This window comes from Aquimarina sp. RZ0 (assembly GCF_008370685.1).
Lineage (GTDB): Bacteria > Bacteroidota > Bacteroidia > Flavobacteriales > Flavobacteriaceae > Aquimarina.
The window spans coordinates 1-16250 of the sequence record NZ_VTZU01000109.1; the positions used below are offsets into that span (position 1 = coordinate 1).

The 16250-nt window shown below is 33.3% G+C and carries 18 protein-coding genes; 14 read left to right on the plus strand and 4 right to left on the minus strand.

Annotated features, from left to right (window positions below; all coding sequences use genetic code 11):
* Positions 1-1120: RHS repeat-associated core domain-containing protein (locus F0000_RS27975; RefSeq protein WP_188112278.1), on the plus strand; the 1120-nt coding region annotated here is incomplete at its 5' end.
* Positions 1098-1550 (plus strand): hypothetical protein, encoded by a 453-nt coding sequence (locus F0000_RS25135; protein ID WP_188112279.1) that lies wholly within the window; start codon positions 1098-1100, stop codon positions 1548-1550. The genes F0000_RS27975 and F0000_RS25135, both read left to right, overlap by 23 nt.
* Before the next feature lie 87 nt (positions 1551-1637).
* On the opposite strand, the gene F0000_RS25140 is transcribed toward F0000_RS25135, so the two are convergent.
* Positions 1638-1973, minus strand: coding sequence for a helix-turn-helix domain-containing protein (locus tag F0000_RS25140; protein ID WP_149627472.1), 336 nt, complete (start codon positions 1971-1973; stop codon positions 1638-1640).
* 153 nt (positions 1974-2126) lie between these two features.
* Between F0000_RS25140 and F0000_RS25145 the strand changes: the two genes are divergently transcribed.
* From F0000_RS25145 to F0000_RS25165, 5 genes are all read left to right on the plus strand, one after another.
* On the plus strand, positions 2127-3647 hold the full coding sequence (locus F0000_RS25145) for a hypothetical protein (protein WP_149627473.1): 1521 nt from the start codon (positions 2127-2129) through the stop codon (positions 3645-3647).
* An 86-nt stretch (positions 3648-3733) separates the two neighbouring features.
* Positions 3734-4663: a tyrosine-type recombinase/integrase gene (locus tag F0000_RS25150; RefSeq protein WP_149627474.1), complete on the plus strand. Its 930-nt coding sequence runs from the start codon at positions 3734-3736 to the stop codon at positions 4661-4663.
* The gene (locus tag F0000_RS25155) at positions 4656-5537 is read left to right on the plus strand and encodes a tyrosine-type recombinase/integrase (RefSeq protein ID WP_149627475.1); all 882 of its coding nucleotides are present in this window, start codon (positions 4656-4658) and stop codon (positions 5535-5537) included. The genes F0000_RS25150 and F0000_RS25155 overlap by 8 nt, the downstream gene beginning before the upstream one ends.
* Before the next feature lie 205 nt (positions 5538-5742).
* Complete coding sequence (locus tag F0000_RS25160) at positions 5743-6033, plus strand: hypothetical protein (RefSeq protein WP_149627476.1); 291 nt, start codon at positions 5743-5745, stop codon at positions 6031-6033.
* Between the two features lie 68 nt (positions 6034-6101).
* Complete coding sequence (locus tag F0000_RS25165; RefSeq protein ID WP_149627477.1) at positions 6102-6614, plus strand: ORF6N domain-containing protein; 513 nt, start codon at positions 6102-6104, stop codon at positions 6612-6614.
* A 669-nt stretch (positions 6615-7283) separates the two neighbouring features.
* On the opposite strand, the gene F0000_RS25170 is transcribed toward F0000_RS25165, so the two are convergent.
* On the minus strand, positions 7284-7592 hold the full coding sequence (locus tag F0000_RS25170; protein ID WP_149627478.1) for a hypothetical protein: 309 nt from the start codon (positions 7590-7592) through the stop codon (positions 7284-7286).
* Between the two features lie 490 nt (positions 7593-8082).
* Here F0000_RS25170 and F0000_RS25175 point away from each other — a divergent pair, with 490 nt between their 5' ends.
* Complete coding sequence (locus F0000_RS25175; RefSeq protein ID WP_149627479.1) at positions 8083-9009, plus strand: RHS repeat-associated core domain-containing protein; 927 nt, start codon at positions 8083-8085, stop codon at positions 9007-9009.
* Positions 9010-9019: 10 nt separating this feature from the next.
* Complete coding sequence (locus F0000_RS25180) at positions 9020-9604, plus strand: hypothetical protein (protein ID WP_149627480.1); 585 nt, start codon at positions 9020-9022, stop codon at positions 9602-9604.
* A 59-nt stretch (positions 9605-9663) separates the two neighbouring features.
* Here F0000_RS25180 and F0000_RS25185 read toward each other — a convergent pair whose 3' ends face one another.
* Positions 9664-9999, minus strand: coding sequence for a helix-turn-helix domain-containing protein (locus F0000_RS25185; RefSeq protein WP_149627472.1), 336 nt, complete (start codon positions 9997-9999; stop codon positions 9664-9666).
* A 153-nt stretch (positions 10000-10152) separates the two neighbouring features.
* Between F0000_RS25185 and F0000_RS25190 the strand changes: the two genes are divergently transcribed.
* The 5 genes from F0000_RS25190 to F0000_RS25210 all read left to right on the plus strand — a co-directional run bounded on the left by F0000_RS25190 (position 10153) and on the right by F0000_RS25210 (position 14640).
* Positions 10153-11673, plus strand: coding sequence for a hypothetical protein (locus tag F0000_RS25190; RefSeq protein WP_149627473.1), 1521 nt, complete (start codon positions 10153-10155; stop codon positions 11671-11673).
* 86 nt (positions 11674-11759) lie between these two features.
* Complete coding sequence (locus F0000_RS25195; protein ID WP_149627474.1) at positions 11760-12689, plus strand: tyrosine-type recombinase/integrase; 930 nt, start codon at positions 11760-11762, stop codon at positions 12687-12689.
* Positions 12682-13563: a tyrosine-type recombinase/integrase gene (locus F0000_RS25200; protein ID WP_149627475.1), complete on the plus strand. Its 882-nt coding sequence runs from the start codon at positions 12682-12684 to the stop codon at positions 13561-13563. The genes F0000_RS25195 and F0000_RS25200 overlap by 8 nt, the downstream gene beginning before the upstream one ends.
* Positions 13564-13768: 205 nt before the next feature.
* Complete coding sequence (locus F0000_RS25205) at positions 13769-14059, plus strand: hypothetical protein (protein WP_149627476.1); 291 nt, start codon at positions 13769-13771, stop codon at positions 14057-14059.
* Between the two features lie 68 nt (positions 14060-14127).
* The gene (locus F0000_RS25210; RefSeq protein ID WP_149627477.1) at positions 14128-14640 is read left to right on the plus strand and encodes an ORF6N domain-containing protein; all 513 of its coding nucleotides are present in this window, start codon (positions 14128-14130) and stop codon (positions 14638-14640) included.
* A gap of 669 nt (positions 14641-15309) precedes the next feature.
* On the opposite strand, the gene F0000_RS25215 is transcribed toward F0000_RS25210, so the two are convergent.
* The gene (locus tag F0000_RS25215) at positions 15310-15618 is read right to left on the minus strand and encodes a hypothetical protein (RefSeq protein ID WP_149627478.1); all 309 of its coding nucleotides are present in this window, start codon (positions 15616-15618) and stop codon (positions 15310-15312) included.
* Positions 15619-16250: the final 632 nt, after the last annotated feature.

Consider the following 16250-nt stretch of genomic DNA (forward strand, 5'->3'; position numbering starts at 1 on the left):
ATATGAGACCATAGGGGGTATAGGTACAACCCTTAAATTTTTTCATCATCCAGAAGGCTATGCAGAACCAAAAAATGCTAATGATTTATCACAAGGGTATGAGTATGTATATCAATATAAAGATCATCTGGGGAATATAAGATTATCCTACTCAGATAAGGATGGTGATGGAAAGGTGGACGTTCTTAGAGGTACTACGGATATAGATGGAGATGGGGATCAGGCCATGGAGGTTTTAGAAGAGAAAAACTACTATCCTTTTGGACTACAACATAAAGGATACAATAATACCATAACTGGTAGGGAACATAACTATGGTATTGGTGGAAAAGAAGAACAAGATGAATTAGGATTAAACTGGCATGACTTCGGTGCTAGGAACTACGATGCTGCACTAGGTAGATGGATGAATATTGATCCACTTGCAGAACAATATAACTCTTTAAGTCCGTATAACTATACAATGAATAATCCTATTTTCTTCATTGATCCTGATGGACAAGAAGTAATCATTCATTTTGATAAAAAACACAATAAACTATACATATATGATGATGATAATTGGGATTCTAATAGAGAAACAAGGGCTGTGACGGCAGATGAATATAAATTTAGTTTTGGAGATGATGAAGAAAGTTATAATCAAATATTAGTAATTGATGATGTTTTTTCAGGGGGTAAGTTTAATGTAAAAACAGGAGAGTTCGAACATAATGGGAATAAAAATGAAAAAGAAATCCCAAATGGAGAATTTGATTTATTAGATAACGAAGCTAGCACAACAAATCCTGAATGGTATCGAATAGATGCTCAAGATAATGAGCCACATAATGACAGGTATGATGTTGAGGGAGAAACTAATGCAAGTGGGAATAAAAGAAATGGATTCAGACTACATACAGGTCGAACTAGTTGGGGTTGTGTAACTATCTGTAAAAAAGAAGATGATAATCGACAGAAAGAATGGAATGTATTAGAAAGAATTATTCAGAACACTAGTAGAACAACTGTTCCGGAGAAAAGAGGTAGACAGGGTTTAAACCCATTTTCAACAGTTAAAAGGTTTGGAACAATTACAGTATCTGGTCAAAACCCAAATGCACAAAAGAAAAAGAACTAATTTAGTTATGATAAGAATAAAAATAATAAGCATTACGATTTTAATTATAATACTGGTTTCTTGTAGTGGTGCTAACAAAGAATGTATACAAGGAATCAAAGTATCAGAACTATTAGAATCAGCAACAACGAATTATTCATATTGTAGTCTAATTAAAAAATCTATAGATTTGGATAGCGAAGCATTAATAAAAATATCAACTCTACCTGTTTTTGATGCTGCGGGATACGAACATGGATACGTTCTTATTAATATTGTTGAAAAAATAGGAGAAGATAAGTATATAGCTATAATCTCTAATATAAAAAAAGAGGATAAGAAAACTATCAAATCTTATTTGGAAGTTGGTTTAGAATATGGAGGTAATAAATCTTATAAGGACAAAGAATTAAAAGAAATATTTCCCAAATTAGCTAATCATCTTTACTAATAATCTGTAAAGTTTCTTGACTTAATAGAATATTAAAGCGAAATTTATAAATGACAAGAGCCAGTTACAGCGATGTAGCTGGCTTTTTTATATCATACTAATTTTAGAAGCTTTTATAAAATGGTCTACTGTGGTAAGTAAACACTCTTTGTCTCTTTCTGGCAGGTTAGAAATATCCTGAAATCGTTGCAACATCTTCGGGTCTTTAAAAAGGTCTGCATTATCGTTCTCATCCAAAAGATATCCAACGGTAGTATCTAAAATCTTAGCCAGTTTTTTAGCAGCATCAATGGATGGTGTCATCTCATCACGCTCATACTTCCCAATCGTAGTATGCGAAGTAGTAAAAATCTCTGCAAGTTCTTTTTGCGATAGATTTTTTGCTTTTCTACATTCTGCCAGTTTTTTACCAAATGAACCCATTAATACATCTTATTATGTGTTGATAACCTCAATTTTAAAGGTTTTAGCAAATATATGAACATAAAAATGGTTTTAAAAACATAAAAATATTGTTTAAATAAATATGATTATGTTTCTTTGTACACGATAATGTGTATAAAACTTTTTTCAACAATGTTCAATACGACCAATCCAAACAACTATAGTTACATCACAAAGCACTTAGAAATCCATATTCTAGGCGGTATCAAACTCAACCATTTAGAAGCGTTACGGGTTACACTAGGGATCAATAAAATACAAAGTGAAACCAAATTGCGACATAATGTTGATCTGTATAATGATAATCAAGTAGAGAAATTAGTTAGAAAAGTAGCAGAACGTATAGAAATCGGTACAAGTGTAGTCCGTAGAACATTACAAGAACTGACTAATGAATTAGAGCAATATCGATTAAGCCAATTAGATAACGATGAATCAGAAATCACGATCAAAGAATTATCTACAGCGGAGGAAAAAGCAGCGATCAAGTTCTTAAAATCAAATAATTTACTCACTAAAACCAATGAACTAATTGAACAAAGTGGTGTAATAGGAGAAGAAACCAATCGATTATTAATGTACCTGATCTTTACAAGCCGTAAAAGCTACAATCCTTTGCATTGTATCAGCTTAGGTAGTTCTGGAGCAGGAAAAACACATTTACAATCCAAAGTAGCCGAACTTATACCAGATCACGAAAAAGTAGAAATCACTGTATTATCCGAGAATGCATTTTACTACTTCAATAGAACAGAACTTAGAAACAAACTAATCTTAATCGAAGATTTAGACGGTGCAGAAAGTGTACTCTATCCATTACGGGAATTACAATCCAAACGCAGAATTACAAAAACCGTAGTCCATAAAGACAGAAAAGGAAATACCAAAACCATACATCTAACCGTAGAAGGCCCTGTATCTGTTGCAGGCTGTACCACACAAGAAAGTATTTACGAAGATAATAGTAACCGTAGCTTTTTATTGTATATCGATGAATCAAACGAACAGGATCAAAAGATAATGTACTATCAACGGTTAATAAGTGCAGGAAAAGTAAATGTAGATGCAGAACTCAAAGCAAAAAACATCTTACAGAATGTACAAATGCTATTACAACCAGTTAAAGTAATCAATCCCTATGCAGAGTTTTTAGAGTTGCCACAATCTGTATTTAAACCGAGAAGGACAAATACTCATTATTTACAATTTATTGAAGCCATTACCTTCTACAAACAGTATCAACGAGAGTCGAAGGTCGACACCCAAACAGGAGAAATGTATATCGAAACCACTATTGAAGATATACAAGAAGCCAACGGAATCATTAAAGAAGTGTTACTCCGTAAAAGTGATACGATTACAGGAGCAGTCCGTAATTATCTGGAAAGGTTGAAAGAATATCTTACAAAGAATACGCAAACCACCTTTACCAATGCAGAAATCAGAAGAAACTTAAGAATAAAAGAAAGTACGTTACGTAACTACCACAAACAATTATTAGCAGAAGATTATATCAAACGAATCAAGAATGCTAAGACCAAAAGTCATTGTTTTGAAGTTACAGATGTAAATGAATATAAAATACTTAAAAGTCAGATTGATAACTCATTGCGACATTGTATAGAGCAAATCAACTCGCAAAGTCGCAACTAACTCGCAACCATCATTTTTGCGAAATAACAGCAACAATTATAGCTAGTTACCCCAACTCGCAAGAGAAATACAAAAAAGACATACCGATGAGAAAATTAAAGCTACAAAACGATAGTTACAAGATACTTGTTGCCAACTTTAAAGAGTGGTTAGATATTTTAGGATATGCAGAAACTACTGTTTATAATTTACCAAATCATTTACAAGAGTTCTTTTATTGGCTCGAATGTCACGGACATACTGATATTAAAACCATTACTCCAAAAAATATAAAAGACTATTACGAAGAACTTAAACAACGTAGTAATGAAAGAAGATACGGAGCATTAAGTAAATCCTATCTCAATAAACACCAACAAGCTCTAAAAAAGTTCAAAGAATACTTACAAAACCATAATCACAAAGGAATCAGTATACATCTTAAATCTGAAAGTCACCCAACCGAAGAAAAGATCAATATTTTAACCCAAAAAGAAGTAAAACAACTCTTTAATGCCACGAATCATAGTCATAACAAAAAACATTATCGCCAAAGGGATAAAGCTATATTAACATTACTCTACAGTTGTGGACTACGCAGAAATGAAGCAGTACATTTAGATACCAGCGATATACTTTTTGATAAAGAACGAATCTATGTACGTAAAGGAAAGAACTACAAAGAAAGGTTCGTACCAATCAACAGTTACAATCTTGAAATCCTAGAAGATTATTTATACGATGCACGATTAGAATTTAACATCAAACACGATACAGAAGCATTACTACTCAATCATCACGGTACACGATTACAAGGAATGACCTTTGCTTGTCGATTGCAAGCTATTGTAAAAGCTACAGAAAATAAGGTAATAGAAGAAAAGAAAATCACATTACACACTTTACGACACTCTATCGCCACCCATTTATTACAAAGAGAAGTACCACTCGAAAGTATCAAGCACTTTTTAGGGCATAGTAGCTTAGAATCTACACAAATCTATACTCATATCGTAAAAACCCTTGAAAATGAATGATTATACTACATACCTAAAGAAAGAAGGATATACACCAAAAACCATAGCTTCTAAAGAAATAGCATCACAATACTTTATAAAATGGTGTAAAAAGCAATCTACTACAGCTATCGAAATAGACTATAAAACTTGCTTAAAATACATCAAACATCTGACCAGAAAAGGAAATAGTAAAAAGACAATCAATCATAAATTAAGCAGTATAAAAACATACTTCAATTATCTGATAAGTGAAACATACAGAACTGATAATCCAATTGAAAACGTCAATGTACGAGGAACGCAAAGAAGTATCAATTACAACCTACTCGAACCCGAAGAACTGGAAGATTTATATTACAGTTACGAAACTGATAAGTACCAAGAAGAATATCACAAATACACCTCAAAACGTAATAAAATTATTGTTGGGTTACTGGTATATCAAGGATTAGATACACAAGACCTGAAAAACCTGAAAACAGAACATTTACACTTGAATAAAGGTAAAATCTATGTTCCGAGCAGAAAAAGAAGTAATGCCAGGGAATTAGAACTAAAACCTTGGCAGATGATGGAATTTATGGAATACATAAATGAAGTTAGAAAATATCTAGCACAACGATTAAAGATAGATACCGACCAACTCTTTCCTTCTGGAGATCGATTTATAATTATCAATACCATCATTAAAAAACTTAAAAAATACAATCAAAAAGTAGAAAGTAACAAACAGATAAGAGCATCCGTAATTACCAATTGGTTAAGCGAGCATAATCTTAGAAAAACTCAATATTTAGCAGGACATCGGTATATCAGTTCTACAGAAAGATACTTGCAAGATGATCTGGAAAACCTACACGAAATCGTAAACAATTATCATCCAATACAGTAAAATATAAATTATGAAAACTAGAAACAGAAGCCCATAAAAAGAGATACATATTTAATCCTTGAAACGCATTAAAATCGTAACAAAGTGTATTTTTACAATCAAATCCCACTATGTTCACAAGCAAGGAAACTCTTGTGCTGTATTATGCGTACAGAAGGAAAACTAAGGTGGGTATTTTCTTTAATCCTTTATAAATCGCATAATTATGAAATTACAAGAATTTACTTCCAAGTATGTAAACATCATACATACAGACCCAACAACTAAAGAAACCTATATCAGAGTACCCATACAAGATTATGGAGAACTATCTTTTATGCAACATACTTTGATAGAAAACCTGAACTTATTAAGTCAATTAGACGACGATATAAGAACCGAAAGGGATATGAAAGACAGTATGTTCTGGATATCCAAAATATTATTGGCTAGTTATCCTGCCGAAGAACTCGAAGGAATAGCAAAACTGATCAAAGCAGCATCAAAATTAATGTAGAAAAGAATATAACTTGGTATCACAAATTATGATATCAAGTTATTATTTTTACCAAATAACAAAGTGAAATGAGCGAAGAAATTACTATCCCAGATGAAGCAATCATCGATAAGATATATATTATAAGAGGTCAAAAAGTAATGTTAGACAAAGACTTAGCAGAACTTTATGGAGTAGTTACTAAAAGATTAAAAGAACAAGTAAGACGAAATATTAATCGTTTTCCTGAATCTTTTATGTTCGAACTCACAGAAGAAGAACATACAGCTTTAAGGTCGCAATTTGCGTCCTTAAAAAGAGGAAGACACTCTAAATATCCACCTTTTGTATTTACAGAACACGGAATCTTAATGCTGTCAAGTGTATTGAATAGTGAAGCAGCTATTAAAATGAGTGTTCAAATTATAGAAACTTTTGTACAACTCCGAAAATTAGCAAATAACTATGAAGAGATAATGAATAAAATACAACAAATGGAATCTAGTTATAATGAGCAGTTCAGCGAAATTTATGAAGTGCTTCAAAAGTTATTATCCAAACCAGAAGAAAAACCAGTAACTAAGATTGGTTATAAAAAATAATAGCAATACTAAATAGCCAAGTGAGTCGGCTACCGCCTCCAATTAGTTATTATCACATCAGCCCGAAAAGGGCTTTTGTAATAAGCTGTTATAAGGTGTTCCTTCGTCACTCGTTCACTGCTTCGTCGGTTGCTACGCACCGTCGATACTTCCTCACCGCTGGTTGTCAGCATCGACTACCGATCTTCGCGTGACTCCTTCCTCCATCACCCGCAGCTACTTTTTTGCTTAAAAACAATAAGGTACGCTATCGCTGAATAAAAAGTTAAGCAAAACCGCTGCTTCATTGGCTACGCCGCTTGGTCACAGCCTAGCCGATTATTTATGTTGAAGTTAATATCTGATAAATCGGAAAACATAAAAATCGTCTGGCACACAAAACCGTTACACTCCTTTTTGTGTGTCGGCTGCTCCTCTCCGCTATGGCTACGCCTTTTGTTTTGCGTACACGCAGTTGTCTTCAATCGCCAGACGGCTAGCATTTTTTAAAGCTGAAGATTACAACCGCACAAATCCACCGCCTAAATCTTCATCTTTAAAAAACGTTTTTCCTCTCACACGGAAAAGAATAACGTTTTAAAAAGTATCGGAAGTGCGCAAAGGCTGAAACGGCTGACTTCCGATGCTTTTTAAAATGAAACAACCGAAGGGCGTTAGTTATTGGTTAAATTAATCGTTTTGAAGTTCTAAAGTAACAACAATTGTTAATAGTGACTCCTTTATTTTACCTTGTGGTTGCCCGTGCTGTAGATTAAAACCATAATTTTCATCACGAGTATAATCTAGAATGTCCTTTACGTAAATATCTACAACCTTGTAATGTTCACCTTCAAAAGCCTTGAAAATGTCTCCAACTTTTAGTGTATCTACAGGTACACATTCTTTAAGAACGTCAATATCAGTTGTTACAAAATTTTGACTCTTATCTTTTAAATCAAATACGAACTTCACGTAGTTGTTTAAATCAGCTATCTTCATTGTCTTATCTTTAAATATTACGAGTTAAATCTAGGGAAATTATCTTTAATGAATAGCTTAAGAACATATAGAAATATCCAGATCGAATCTACGACACGATTATATAAGTATAATATTGTAATATCTTCAGTAGAAATCGTTTGTTAGAAGTCAGATTTTGAGCGCAATGGCAGCTTGGGGCGAACCTGCCTGCGCCAAGGCTTCGGCAGGCAGGGCGAGGGAGTATTGCTACATAATACTTGTTATAGACCCTGACGAAGGAAGTGCGGGTATAACTCGTATTATGTACAATATCGAGGAAAAGGAAGCAGCAACAAAACAGGGGTTTATTGCCTTAGCAATAATCTGGGTTGTTGCTGCGTGGCTTTTAGGGAGTATTTAGTACTTTAGCAATGCTGAATGATGATAGAAAGGACGTTCTTTTAAAAAAAATTGTAAGCTGTTCTTGGGATAGAACCGCGGGAAAGTGCGCCAATGTTGAAAAAATTGCATAAACGTCTATCCCTTTGGGCTCGAACACAAAGGATACAATAATACCGTGTTATCAGAGCATCCTTACGGATATAATGGAAAAGAAGAACAAAATGAATTAGGTCTTGGTTGGATTGATTATGGAGCAAGAAATTATGATCCAGCAATTGGTAAGTGGTTTAATATTGATCCGCAAGCAGAGAAATACTATGATCAATCACCTTTTACTTACGGATTGAACAATCCAAACTATTTTATTGACCCCAATGGAGAAGAAATCGATGTCACAGCTCTATTAAATCATCTAAAAGCAAATGGTGAGGAAAAGACAGAAGAAGAGTTGAATAGAGATAATTTTTTATTCACAAACCTTTTAATTGATTTAGCGGACATCTCTGGTCAAGAAATAACTGTAAATACGACTAAAGATGGAAGATCTGTTCTAACAGGTTCAGGAGAATGTGACGGAGATTGTACAGAAGCAGCAGCTTTTGTATCTCATCTTTTAAGTGATGAAGGGACTATCACAGTAAGTGGAACTAATGAGACAACAAAAGGATTTCCTACAGGTGTGGTAGATTTAAATGCTTCTGAAATTAATGGTATACAGGAAGGTTTAAGAGATCAAGGGCTTGACCCTAGAGCATATAGTACTGGTTTAACTTTACTACATGAATCTTTACATACCAAATTTGGAGCTAGTTTCTTCAATAGTTCAGAAGATCAAAAGGATAAACTTGGAGGGCGTTTTATTGATTTTCACGGAGGTGAGTCAGGTAAGGGAGCAGTAGTAACAAGAATTAATAGATTTAGAGAACAACTTGGTTTACCCACAAGAGAAATATATCGTGGACAAAGTACAGGGTTTGGTCAGTCAAGTCTTATCTTCAAAAAAGATGGGAACGAGTTTTTAATCCCTCAAGTTAATATCAAACCTAAAAAGTAAAACTATGAGATTGAGTTTATTTATTTTACTTGCCATTATAACAATTAGTTGTAGTGAGGTTAGTGAAAATGATGAAAAAAGAATTTTTTCAGAAATTTTTGACACCAAAATTATTAGTGAATACCCCGAAAAATTAGGTGATAGTTATCTTGTTTATCCCTACTATGTGGATTTTGATTTTAATGCTTTTTTATCTAAAAAATTAGCCAATCATCCTTCTAGAAAGAAAATTACACAGGATGTTTTTTCAAAATTAAATATTGATGAAAATATTTTTTCTAAAATTAAAGAAGAAATTAATCAAAAATATAAAGGACTTTATTCTAAATCTTTATATGATCTATCAACTGGTGATGAAAGTAATTTAGTATTTACTTTTTCAGGATTAAGTGATGATTTAGTTTTTGTTAATATTTATATTTATCATGATGCAATCCCTAAAGAATCTTTGGATGAAAATTTTGATTTTCATAACAACTTAGCTTCTTTAGACTCGTTTATTACTTTTTTAGATTCTGACAAAAGGATAGTTAAAAATGTAGTACACGATGATGGAGTTACTATTGAATGGTGGCCTAATGGAAAAACTAAATAATCAGAATTATATATCTGAAAACAAATAATTATTAAGCCACTCAGCAATGAGTGGTTTTTTTATATCATACTAATTTTAGAAGCTTTTATAAAATGATCAACAGTAGTAAGTAAACACTCTTTGTCTCTTTCTGGTAAGTTAGAAATATCCTGAAATCGTTGCAACATCTTCGGATCTTTAAAAAGGTCTGCATTATCGTTCTCATCCAAAAGATATCCAACCGTAGTATCTAAAATCTTAGCTAGTTTTTTAGCAGCATCAATAGATGGTGTCATCTCATCACGCTCATACTTCCCAATCGTAGTATGCGAAGTAGTAAAAATCTCTGCAAGTTCTTTTTGCGATAGATTTTTTGCTTTTCTACATTCTGCCAGTTTTTTACCAAATGAACCCATTAATACATCTTATTATGTGTTGATAACCTCAATTTTAAAGGTTTTAGCAAATATATGAACATAAAAATGGTTTTAAAAACATAAAAATATTGTTTAAATAAATATGATTATGTTTCTTTGTACACGATAATGTGTATAAAACTTTTTTCAACAATGTTCAATACGACCAATCCAAACAACTATAGTTACATCACAAAGCACTTAGAAATCCATATTCTAGGCGGTATCAAACTCAACCATTTAGAAGCGTTACGGGTTACACTAGGGATCAATAAAATACAAAGTGAAACCAAATTGCGACATAATGTTGATCTGTATAATGATAATCAAGTAGAGAAATTAGTTAGAAAAGTAGCAGAACGTATAGAAATCGGTACAAGTGTAGTCCGTAGAACATTACAAGAACTGACTAATGAATTAGAGCAATATCGATTAAGCCAATTAGATAACGATGAATCAGAAATCACGATCAAAGAATTATCTACAGCGGAGGAAAAAGCAGCGATCAAGTTCTTAAAATCAAATAATTTACTCACTAAAACCAATGAACTAATTGAACAAAGTGGTGTAATAGGAGAAGAAACCAATCGATTATTAATGTACCTGATCTTTACAAGCCGTAAAAGCTACAATCCTTTGCATTGTATCAGCTTAGGTAGTTCTGGAGCAGGAAAAACACATTTACAATCCAAAGTAGCCGAACTTATACCAGATCACGAAAAAGTAGAAATCACTGTATTATCCGAGAATGCATTTTACTACTTCAATAGAACAGAACTTAGAAACAAACTAATCTTAATCGAAGATTTAGACGGTGCAGAAAGTGTACTCTATCCATTACGGGAATTACAATCCAAACGCAGAATTACAAAAACCGTAGTCCATAAAGACAGAAAAGGAAATACCAAAACCATACATCTAACCGTAGAAGGCCCTGTATCTGTTGCAGGCTGTACCACACAAGAAAGTATTTACGAAGATAATAGTAACCGTAGCTTTTTATTGTATATCGATGAATCAAACGAACAGGATCAAAAGATAATGTACTATCAACGGTTAATAAGTGCAGGAAAAGTAAATGTAGATGCAGAACTCAAAGCAAAAAACATCTTACAGAATGTACAAATGCTATTACAACCAGTTAAAGTAATCAATCCCTATGCAGAGTTTTTAGAGTTGCCACAATCTGTATTTAAACCGAGAAGGACAAATACTCATTATTTACAATTTATTGAAGCCATTACCTTCTACAAACAGTATCAACGAGAGTCGAAGGTCGACACCCAAACAGGAGAAATGTATATCGAAACCACTATTGAAGATATACAAGAAGCCAACGGAATCATTAAAGAAGTGTTACTCCGTAAAAGTGATACGATTACAGGAGCAGTCCGTAATTATCTGGAAAGGTTGAAAGAATATCTTACAAAGAATACGCAAACCACCTTTACCAATGCAGAAATCAGAAGAAACTTAAGAATAAAAGAAAGTACGTTACGTAACTACCACAAACAATTATTAGCAGAAGATTATATCAAACGAATCAAGAATGCTAAGACCAAAAGTCATTGTTTTGAAGTTACAGATGTAAATGAATATAAAATACTTAAAAGTCAGATTGATAACTCATTGCGACATTGTATAGAGCAAATCAACTCGCAAAGTCGCAACTAACTCGCAACCATCATTTTTGCGAAATAACAGCAACAATTATAGCTAGTTACCCCAACTCGCAAGAGAAATACAAAAAAGACATACCGATGAGAAAATTAAAGCTACAAAACGATAGTTACAAGATACTTGTTGCCAACTTTAAAGAGTGGTTAGATATTTTAGGATATGCAGAAACTACTGTTTATAATTTACCAAATCATTTACAAGAGTTCTTTTATTGGCTCGAATGTCACGGACATACTGATATTAAAACCATTACTCCAAAAAATATAAAAGACTATTACGAAGAACTTAAACAACGTAGTAATGAAAGAAGATACGGAGCATTAAGTAAATCCTATCTCAATAAACACCAACAAGCTCTAAAAAAGTTCAAAGAATACTTACAAAACCATAATCACAAAGGAATCAGTATACATCTTAAATCTGAAAGTCACCCAACCGAAGAAAAGATCAATATTTTAACCCAAAAAGAAGTAAAACAACTCTTTAATGCCACGAATCATAGTCATAACAAAAAACATTATCGCCAAAGGGATAAAGCTATATTAACATTACTCTACAGTTGTGGACTACGCAGAAATGAAGCAGTACATTTAGATACCAGCGATATACTTTTTGATAAAGAACGAATCTATGTACGTAAAGGAAAGAACTACAAAGAAAGGTTCGTACCAATCAACAGTTACAATCTTGAAATCCTAGAAGATTATTTATACGATGCACGATTAGAATTTAACATCAAACACGATACAGAAGCATTACTACTCAATCATCACGGTACACGATTACAAGGAATGACCTTTGCTTGTCGATTGCAAGCTATTGTAAAAGCTACAGAAAATAAGGTAATAGAAGAAAAGAAAATCACATTACACACTTTACGACACTCTATCGCCACCCATTTATTACAAAGAGAAGTACCACTCGAAAGTATCAAGCACTTTTTAGGGCATAGTAGCTTAGAATCTACACAAATCTATACTCATATCGTAAAAACCCTTGAAAATGAATGATTATACTACATACCTAAAGAAAGAAGGATATACACCAAAAACCATAGCTTCTAAAGAAATAGCATCACAATACTTTATAAAATGGTGTAAAAAGCAATCTACTACAGCTATCGAAATAGACTATAAAACTTGCTTAAAATACATCAAACATCTGACCAGAAAAGGAAATAGTAAAAAGACAATCAATCATAAATTAAGCAGTATAAAAACATACTTCAATTATCTGATAAGTGAAACATACAGAACTGATAATCCAATTGAAAACGTCAATGTACGAGGAACGCAAAGAAGTATCAATTACAACCTACTCGAACCCGAAGAACTGGAAGATTTATATTACAGTTACGAAACTGATAAGTACCAAGAAGAATATCACAAATACACCTCAAAACGTAATAAAATTATTGTTGGGTTACTGGTATATCAAGGATTAGATACACAAGACCTGAAAAACCTGAAAACAGAACATTTACACTTGAATAAAGGTAAAATCTATGTTCCGAGCAGAAAAAGAAGTAATGCCAGGGAATTAGAACTAAAACCTTGGCAGATGATGGAATTTATGGAATACATAAATGAAGTTAGAAAATATCTAGCACAACGATTAAAGATAGATACCGACCAACTCTTTCCTTCTGGAGATCGATTTATAATTATCAATACCATCATTAAAAAACTTAAAAAATACAATCAAAAAGTAGAAAGTAACAAACAGATAAGAGCATCCGTAATTACCAATTGGTTAAGCGAGCATAATCTTAGAAAAACTCAATATTTAGCAGGACATCGGTATATCAGTTCTACAGAAAGATACTTGCAAGATGATCTGGAAAACCTACACGAAATCGTAAACAATTATCATCCAATACAGTAAAATATAAATTATGAAAACTAGAAACAGAAGCCCATAAAAAGAGATACATATTTAATCCTTGAAACGCATTAAAATCGTAACAAAGTGTATTTTTACAATCAAATCCCACTATGTTCACAAGCAAGGAAACTCTTGTGCTGTATTATGCGTACAGAAGGAAAACTAAGGTGGGTATTTTCTTTAATCCTTTATAAATCGCATAATTATGAAATTACAAGAATTTACTTCCAAGTATGTAAACATCATACATACAGACCCAACAACTAAAGAAACCTATATCAGAGTACCCATACAAGATTATGGAGAACTATCTTTTATGCAACATACTTTGATAGAAAACCTGAACTTATTAAGTCAATTAGACGACGATATAAGAACCGAAAGGGATATGAAAGACAGTATGTTCTGGATATCCAAAATATTATTGGCTAGTTATCCTGCCGAAGAACTCGAAGGAATAGCAAAACTGATCAAAGCAGCATCAAAATTAATGTAGAAAAGAATATAACTTGGTATCACAAATTATGATATCAAGTTATTATTTTTACCAAATAACAAAGTGAAATGAGCGAAGAAATTACTATCCCAGATGAAGCAATCATCGATAAGATATATATTATAAGAGGTCAAAAAGTAATGTTAGACAAAGACTTAGCAGAACTTTATGGAGTAGTTACTAAAAGATTAAAAGAACAAGTAAGACGAAATATTAATCGTTTTCCTGAATCTTTTATGTTCGAACTCACAGAAGAAGAACATACAGCTTTAAGGTCGCAATTTGCGTCCTTAAAAAGAGGAAGACACTCTAAATATCCACCTTTTGTATTTACAGAACACGGAATCTTAATGCTGTCAAGTGTATTGAATAGTGAAGCAGCTATTAAAATGAGTGTTCAAATTATAGAAACTTTTGTACAACTCCGAAAATTAGCAAATAACTATGAAGAGATAATGAATAAAATACAACAAATGGAATCTAGTTATAATGAGCAGTTCAGCGAAATTTATGAAGTGCTTCAAAAGTTATTATCCAAACCAGAAGAAAAACCAGTAACTAAGATTGGTTATAAAAAATAATAGCAATACTAAATAGCCAAGTGAGTCGGCTACCGCCTCCAATTAGTTATTATCACATCAGCCCGAAAAGGGCTTTTGTAATAAGCTGTTATAAGGTGTTCCTTCGTCACTCGTTCACTGCTTCGTCGGTTGCTACGCACCGTCGATACTTCCTCACCGCTGGTTGTCAGCATCGACTACCGATCTTCGCGTGACTCCTTCCTCCATCACCCGCAGCTACTTTTTTGCTTAAAAACAATAAGGTACGCTATCGCTGAATAAAAAGTTAAGCAAAACCGCTGCTTCATTGGCTACGCCGCTTGGTCACAGCCTAGCCGATTATTTATGTTGAAGTTAATATCTGATAAATCGGAAAACATAAAAATCGTCTGGCACACAAAACCGTTACACTCCTTTTTGTGTGTCGGCTGCTCCTCTCCGCTATGGCTACGCCTTTTGTTTTGCGTACACGCAGTTGTCTTCAATCGCCAGACGGCTAGCATTTTTTAAAGCTGAAGATTACAACCGCACAAATCCACCGCCTAAATCTTCATCTTTAAAAAACGTTTTTCCTCTCACACGGAAAAGAATAACGTTTTAAAAAGTATCGGAAGTGCGCAAAGGCTGAAACGGCTGACTTCCGATGCTTTTTAAAATGAAACAACCGAAGGGCGTTAGTTATTGGTTAAATTAATCGTTTTGAAGTTCTAAAGTAACAACAATTGTTAATAGTGACTCCTTTATTTTACCTTGTGGTTGCCCGTGCTGTAGATTAAAACCATAATTTTCATCACGAGTATAATCTAGAATGTCCTTTACGTAAATATCTACAACCTTGTAATGTTCACCTTCAAAAGCCTTGAAAATGTCTCCAACTTTTAGTGTATCTACAGGTACACATTCTTTAAGAACGTCAATATCAGTTGTTACAAAATTTTGACTCTTATCTTTTAAATCAAATACGAACTTCACGTAGTTGTTTAAATCAGCTATCTTCATTGTCTTATCTTTAAATATTACGAGTTAAATCTAGGGAAATTATCTTTAATGAATAGCTTAAGAACATATAGAAATATCCAGATCGAATCTACGACACGATTATATAAGTATAATATTGTAATATCTTCAGTAGAAATCGTTTGTTAGAAGTCAGATTTTGAGCGCAATGGCAGCTTGGGGCGAACCTGCCTGCGCCAAGGCTTCGGCAGGCAGGGCGAGGGAGTATTGCTACATAATACTTGTTATAGACCCTGACGAAGGAAGTGCGGGTATAACTCGTATTATGTACAATATCGAGGAAAAGGAAGCAGCAACAAAACAGGGGTTTATTGCCTTAGCAATAATCTGGGTTGTTGCTGCGTGGCTTTTAGGGAGTATTTAGTACTTTAGCAATGCTGAATGATGATAGAAAGGACGTTCTTTTAAAAAAAATTGTAAGCTGTTCTTGGGATAGAACCGCGGGAAAGTGCGCCAATGTTGAAAAAATTGCATAAACGTCTATCCCTTTGGACTACAGCATAAAGGCTACAATAATACCATTACTGGTAGGGAGCATAACTATGGGTTTAATGGGATCGAGCACGAACAAAGTTTAGGGCTTGATCTTTACGAAATGCCACTGCGACAATATG

Excerpts from the sequence above, each read along its gene's own strand:
- F0000_RS25135 (WP_188112279.1), top strand. The coding sequence starts at position 1,098 with ATGCACAAAAGAAAAAGAACTAATTTAGTTATGATAAGAATAAAAATA.
- F0000_RS25210 (WP_149627477.1), top strand. The coding sequence starts at position 14,128 with ATGAGCGAAGAAATTACTATCCCAGATGAAGCAATCATCGATAAGATA.
- F0000_RS25195 (WP_149627474.1), top strand. The coding sequence starts at position 11,760 with ATGAGAAAATTAAAGCTACAAAACGATAGTTACAAGATACTTGTTGCC.
- F0000_RS25145 (WP_149627473.1), top strand. The coding sequence starts at position 2,127 with ATGTTCAATACGACCAATCCAAACAACTATAGTTACATCACAAAGCAC.
- F0000_RS25170 (WP_149627478.1), bottom strand. The coding sequence starts at position 7,592 with ATGAAGATAGCTGATTTAAACAACTACGTGAAGTTCGTATTTGATTTA.
- F0000_RS25165 (WP_149627477.1), top strand. The coding sequence starts at position 6,102 with ATGAGCGAAGAAATTACTATCCCAGATGAAGCAATCATCGATAAGATA.
- F0000_RS25150 (WP_149627474.1), top strand. The coding sequence starts at position 3,734 with ATGAGAAAATTAAAGCTACAAAACGATAGTTACAAGATACTTGTTGCC.
- F0000_RS25200 (WP_149627475.1), top strand. The coding sequence starts at position 12,682 with ATGAATGATTATACTACATACCTAAAGAAAGAAGGATATACACCAAAA.
- F0000_RS25185 (WP_149627472.1), bottom strand. The coding sequence starts at position 9,999 with ATGGGTTCATTTGGTAAAAAACTGGCAGAATGTAGAAAAGCAAAAAAT.
- F0000_RS25215 (WP_149627478.1), bottom strand. The coding sequence starts at position 15,618 with ATGAAGATAGCTGATTTAAACAACTACGTGAAGTTCGTATTTGATTTA.
- F0000_RS25155 (WP_149627475.1), top strand. The coding sequence starts at position 4,656 with ATGAATGATTATACTACATACCTAAAGAAAGAAGGATATACACCAAAA.
- F0000_RS25140 (WP_149627472.1), bottom strand. The coding sequence starts at position 1,973 with ATGGGTTCATTTGGTAAAAAACTGGCAGAATGTAGAAAAGCAAAAAAT.
- F0000_RS25190 (WP_149627473.1), top strand. The coding sequence starts at position 10,153 with ATGTTCAATACGACCAATCCAAACAACTATAGTTACATCACAAAGCAC.
- F0000_RS25205 (WP_149627476.1), top strand. The coding sequence starts at position 13,769 with ATGAAATTACAAGAATTTACTTCCAAGTATGTAAACATCATACATACA.
- F0000_RS25160 (WP_149627476.1), top strand. The coding sequence starts at position 5,743 with ATGAAATTACAAGAATTTACTTCCAAGTATGTAAACATCATACATACA.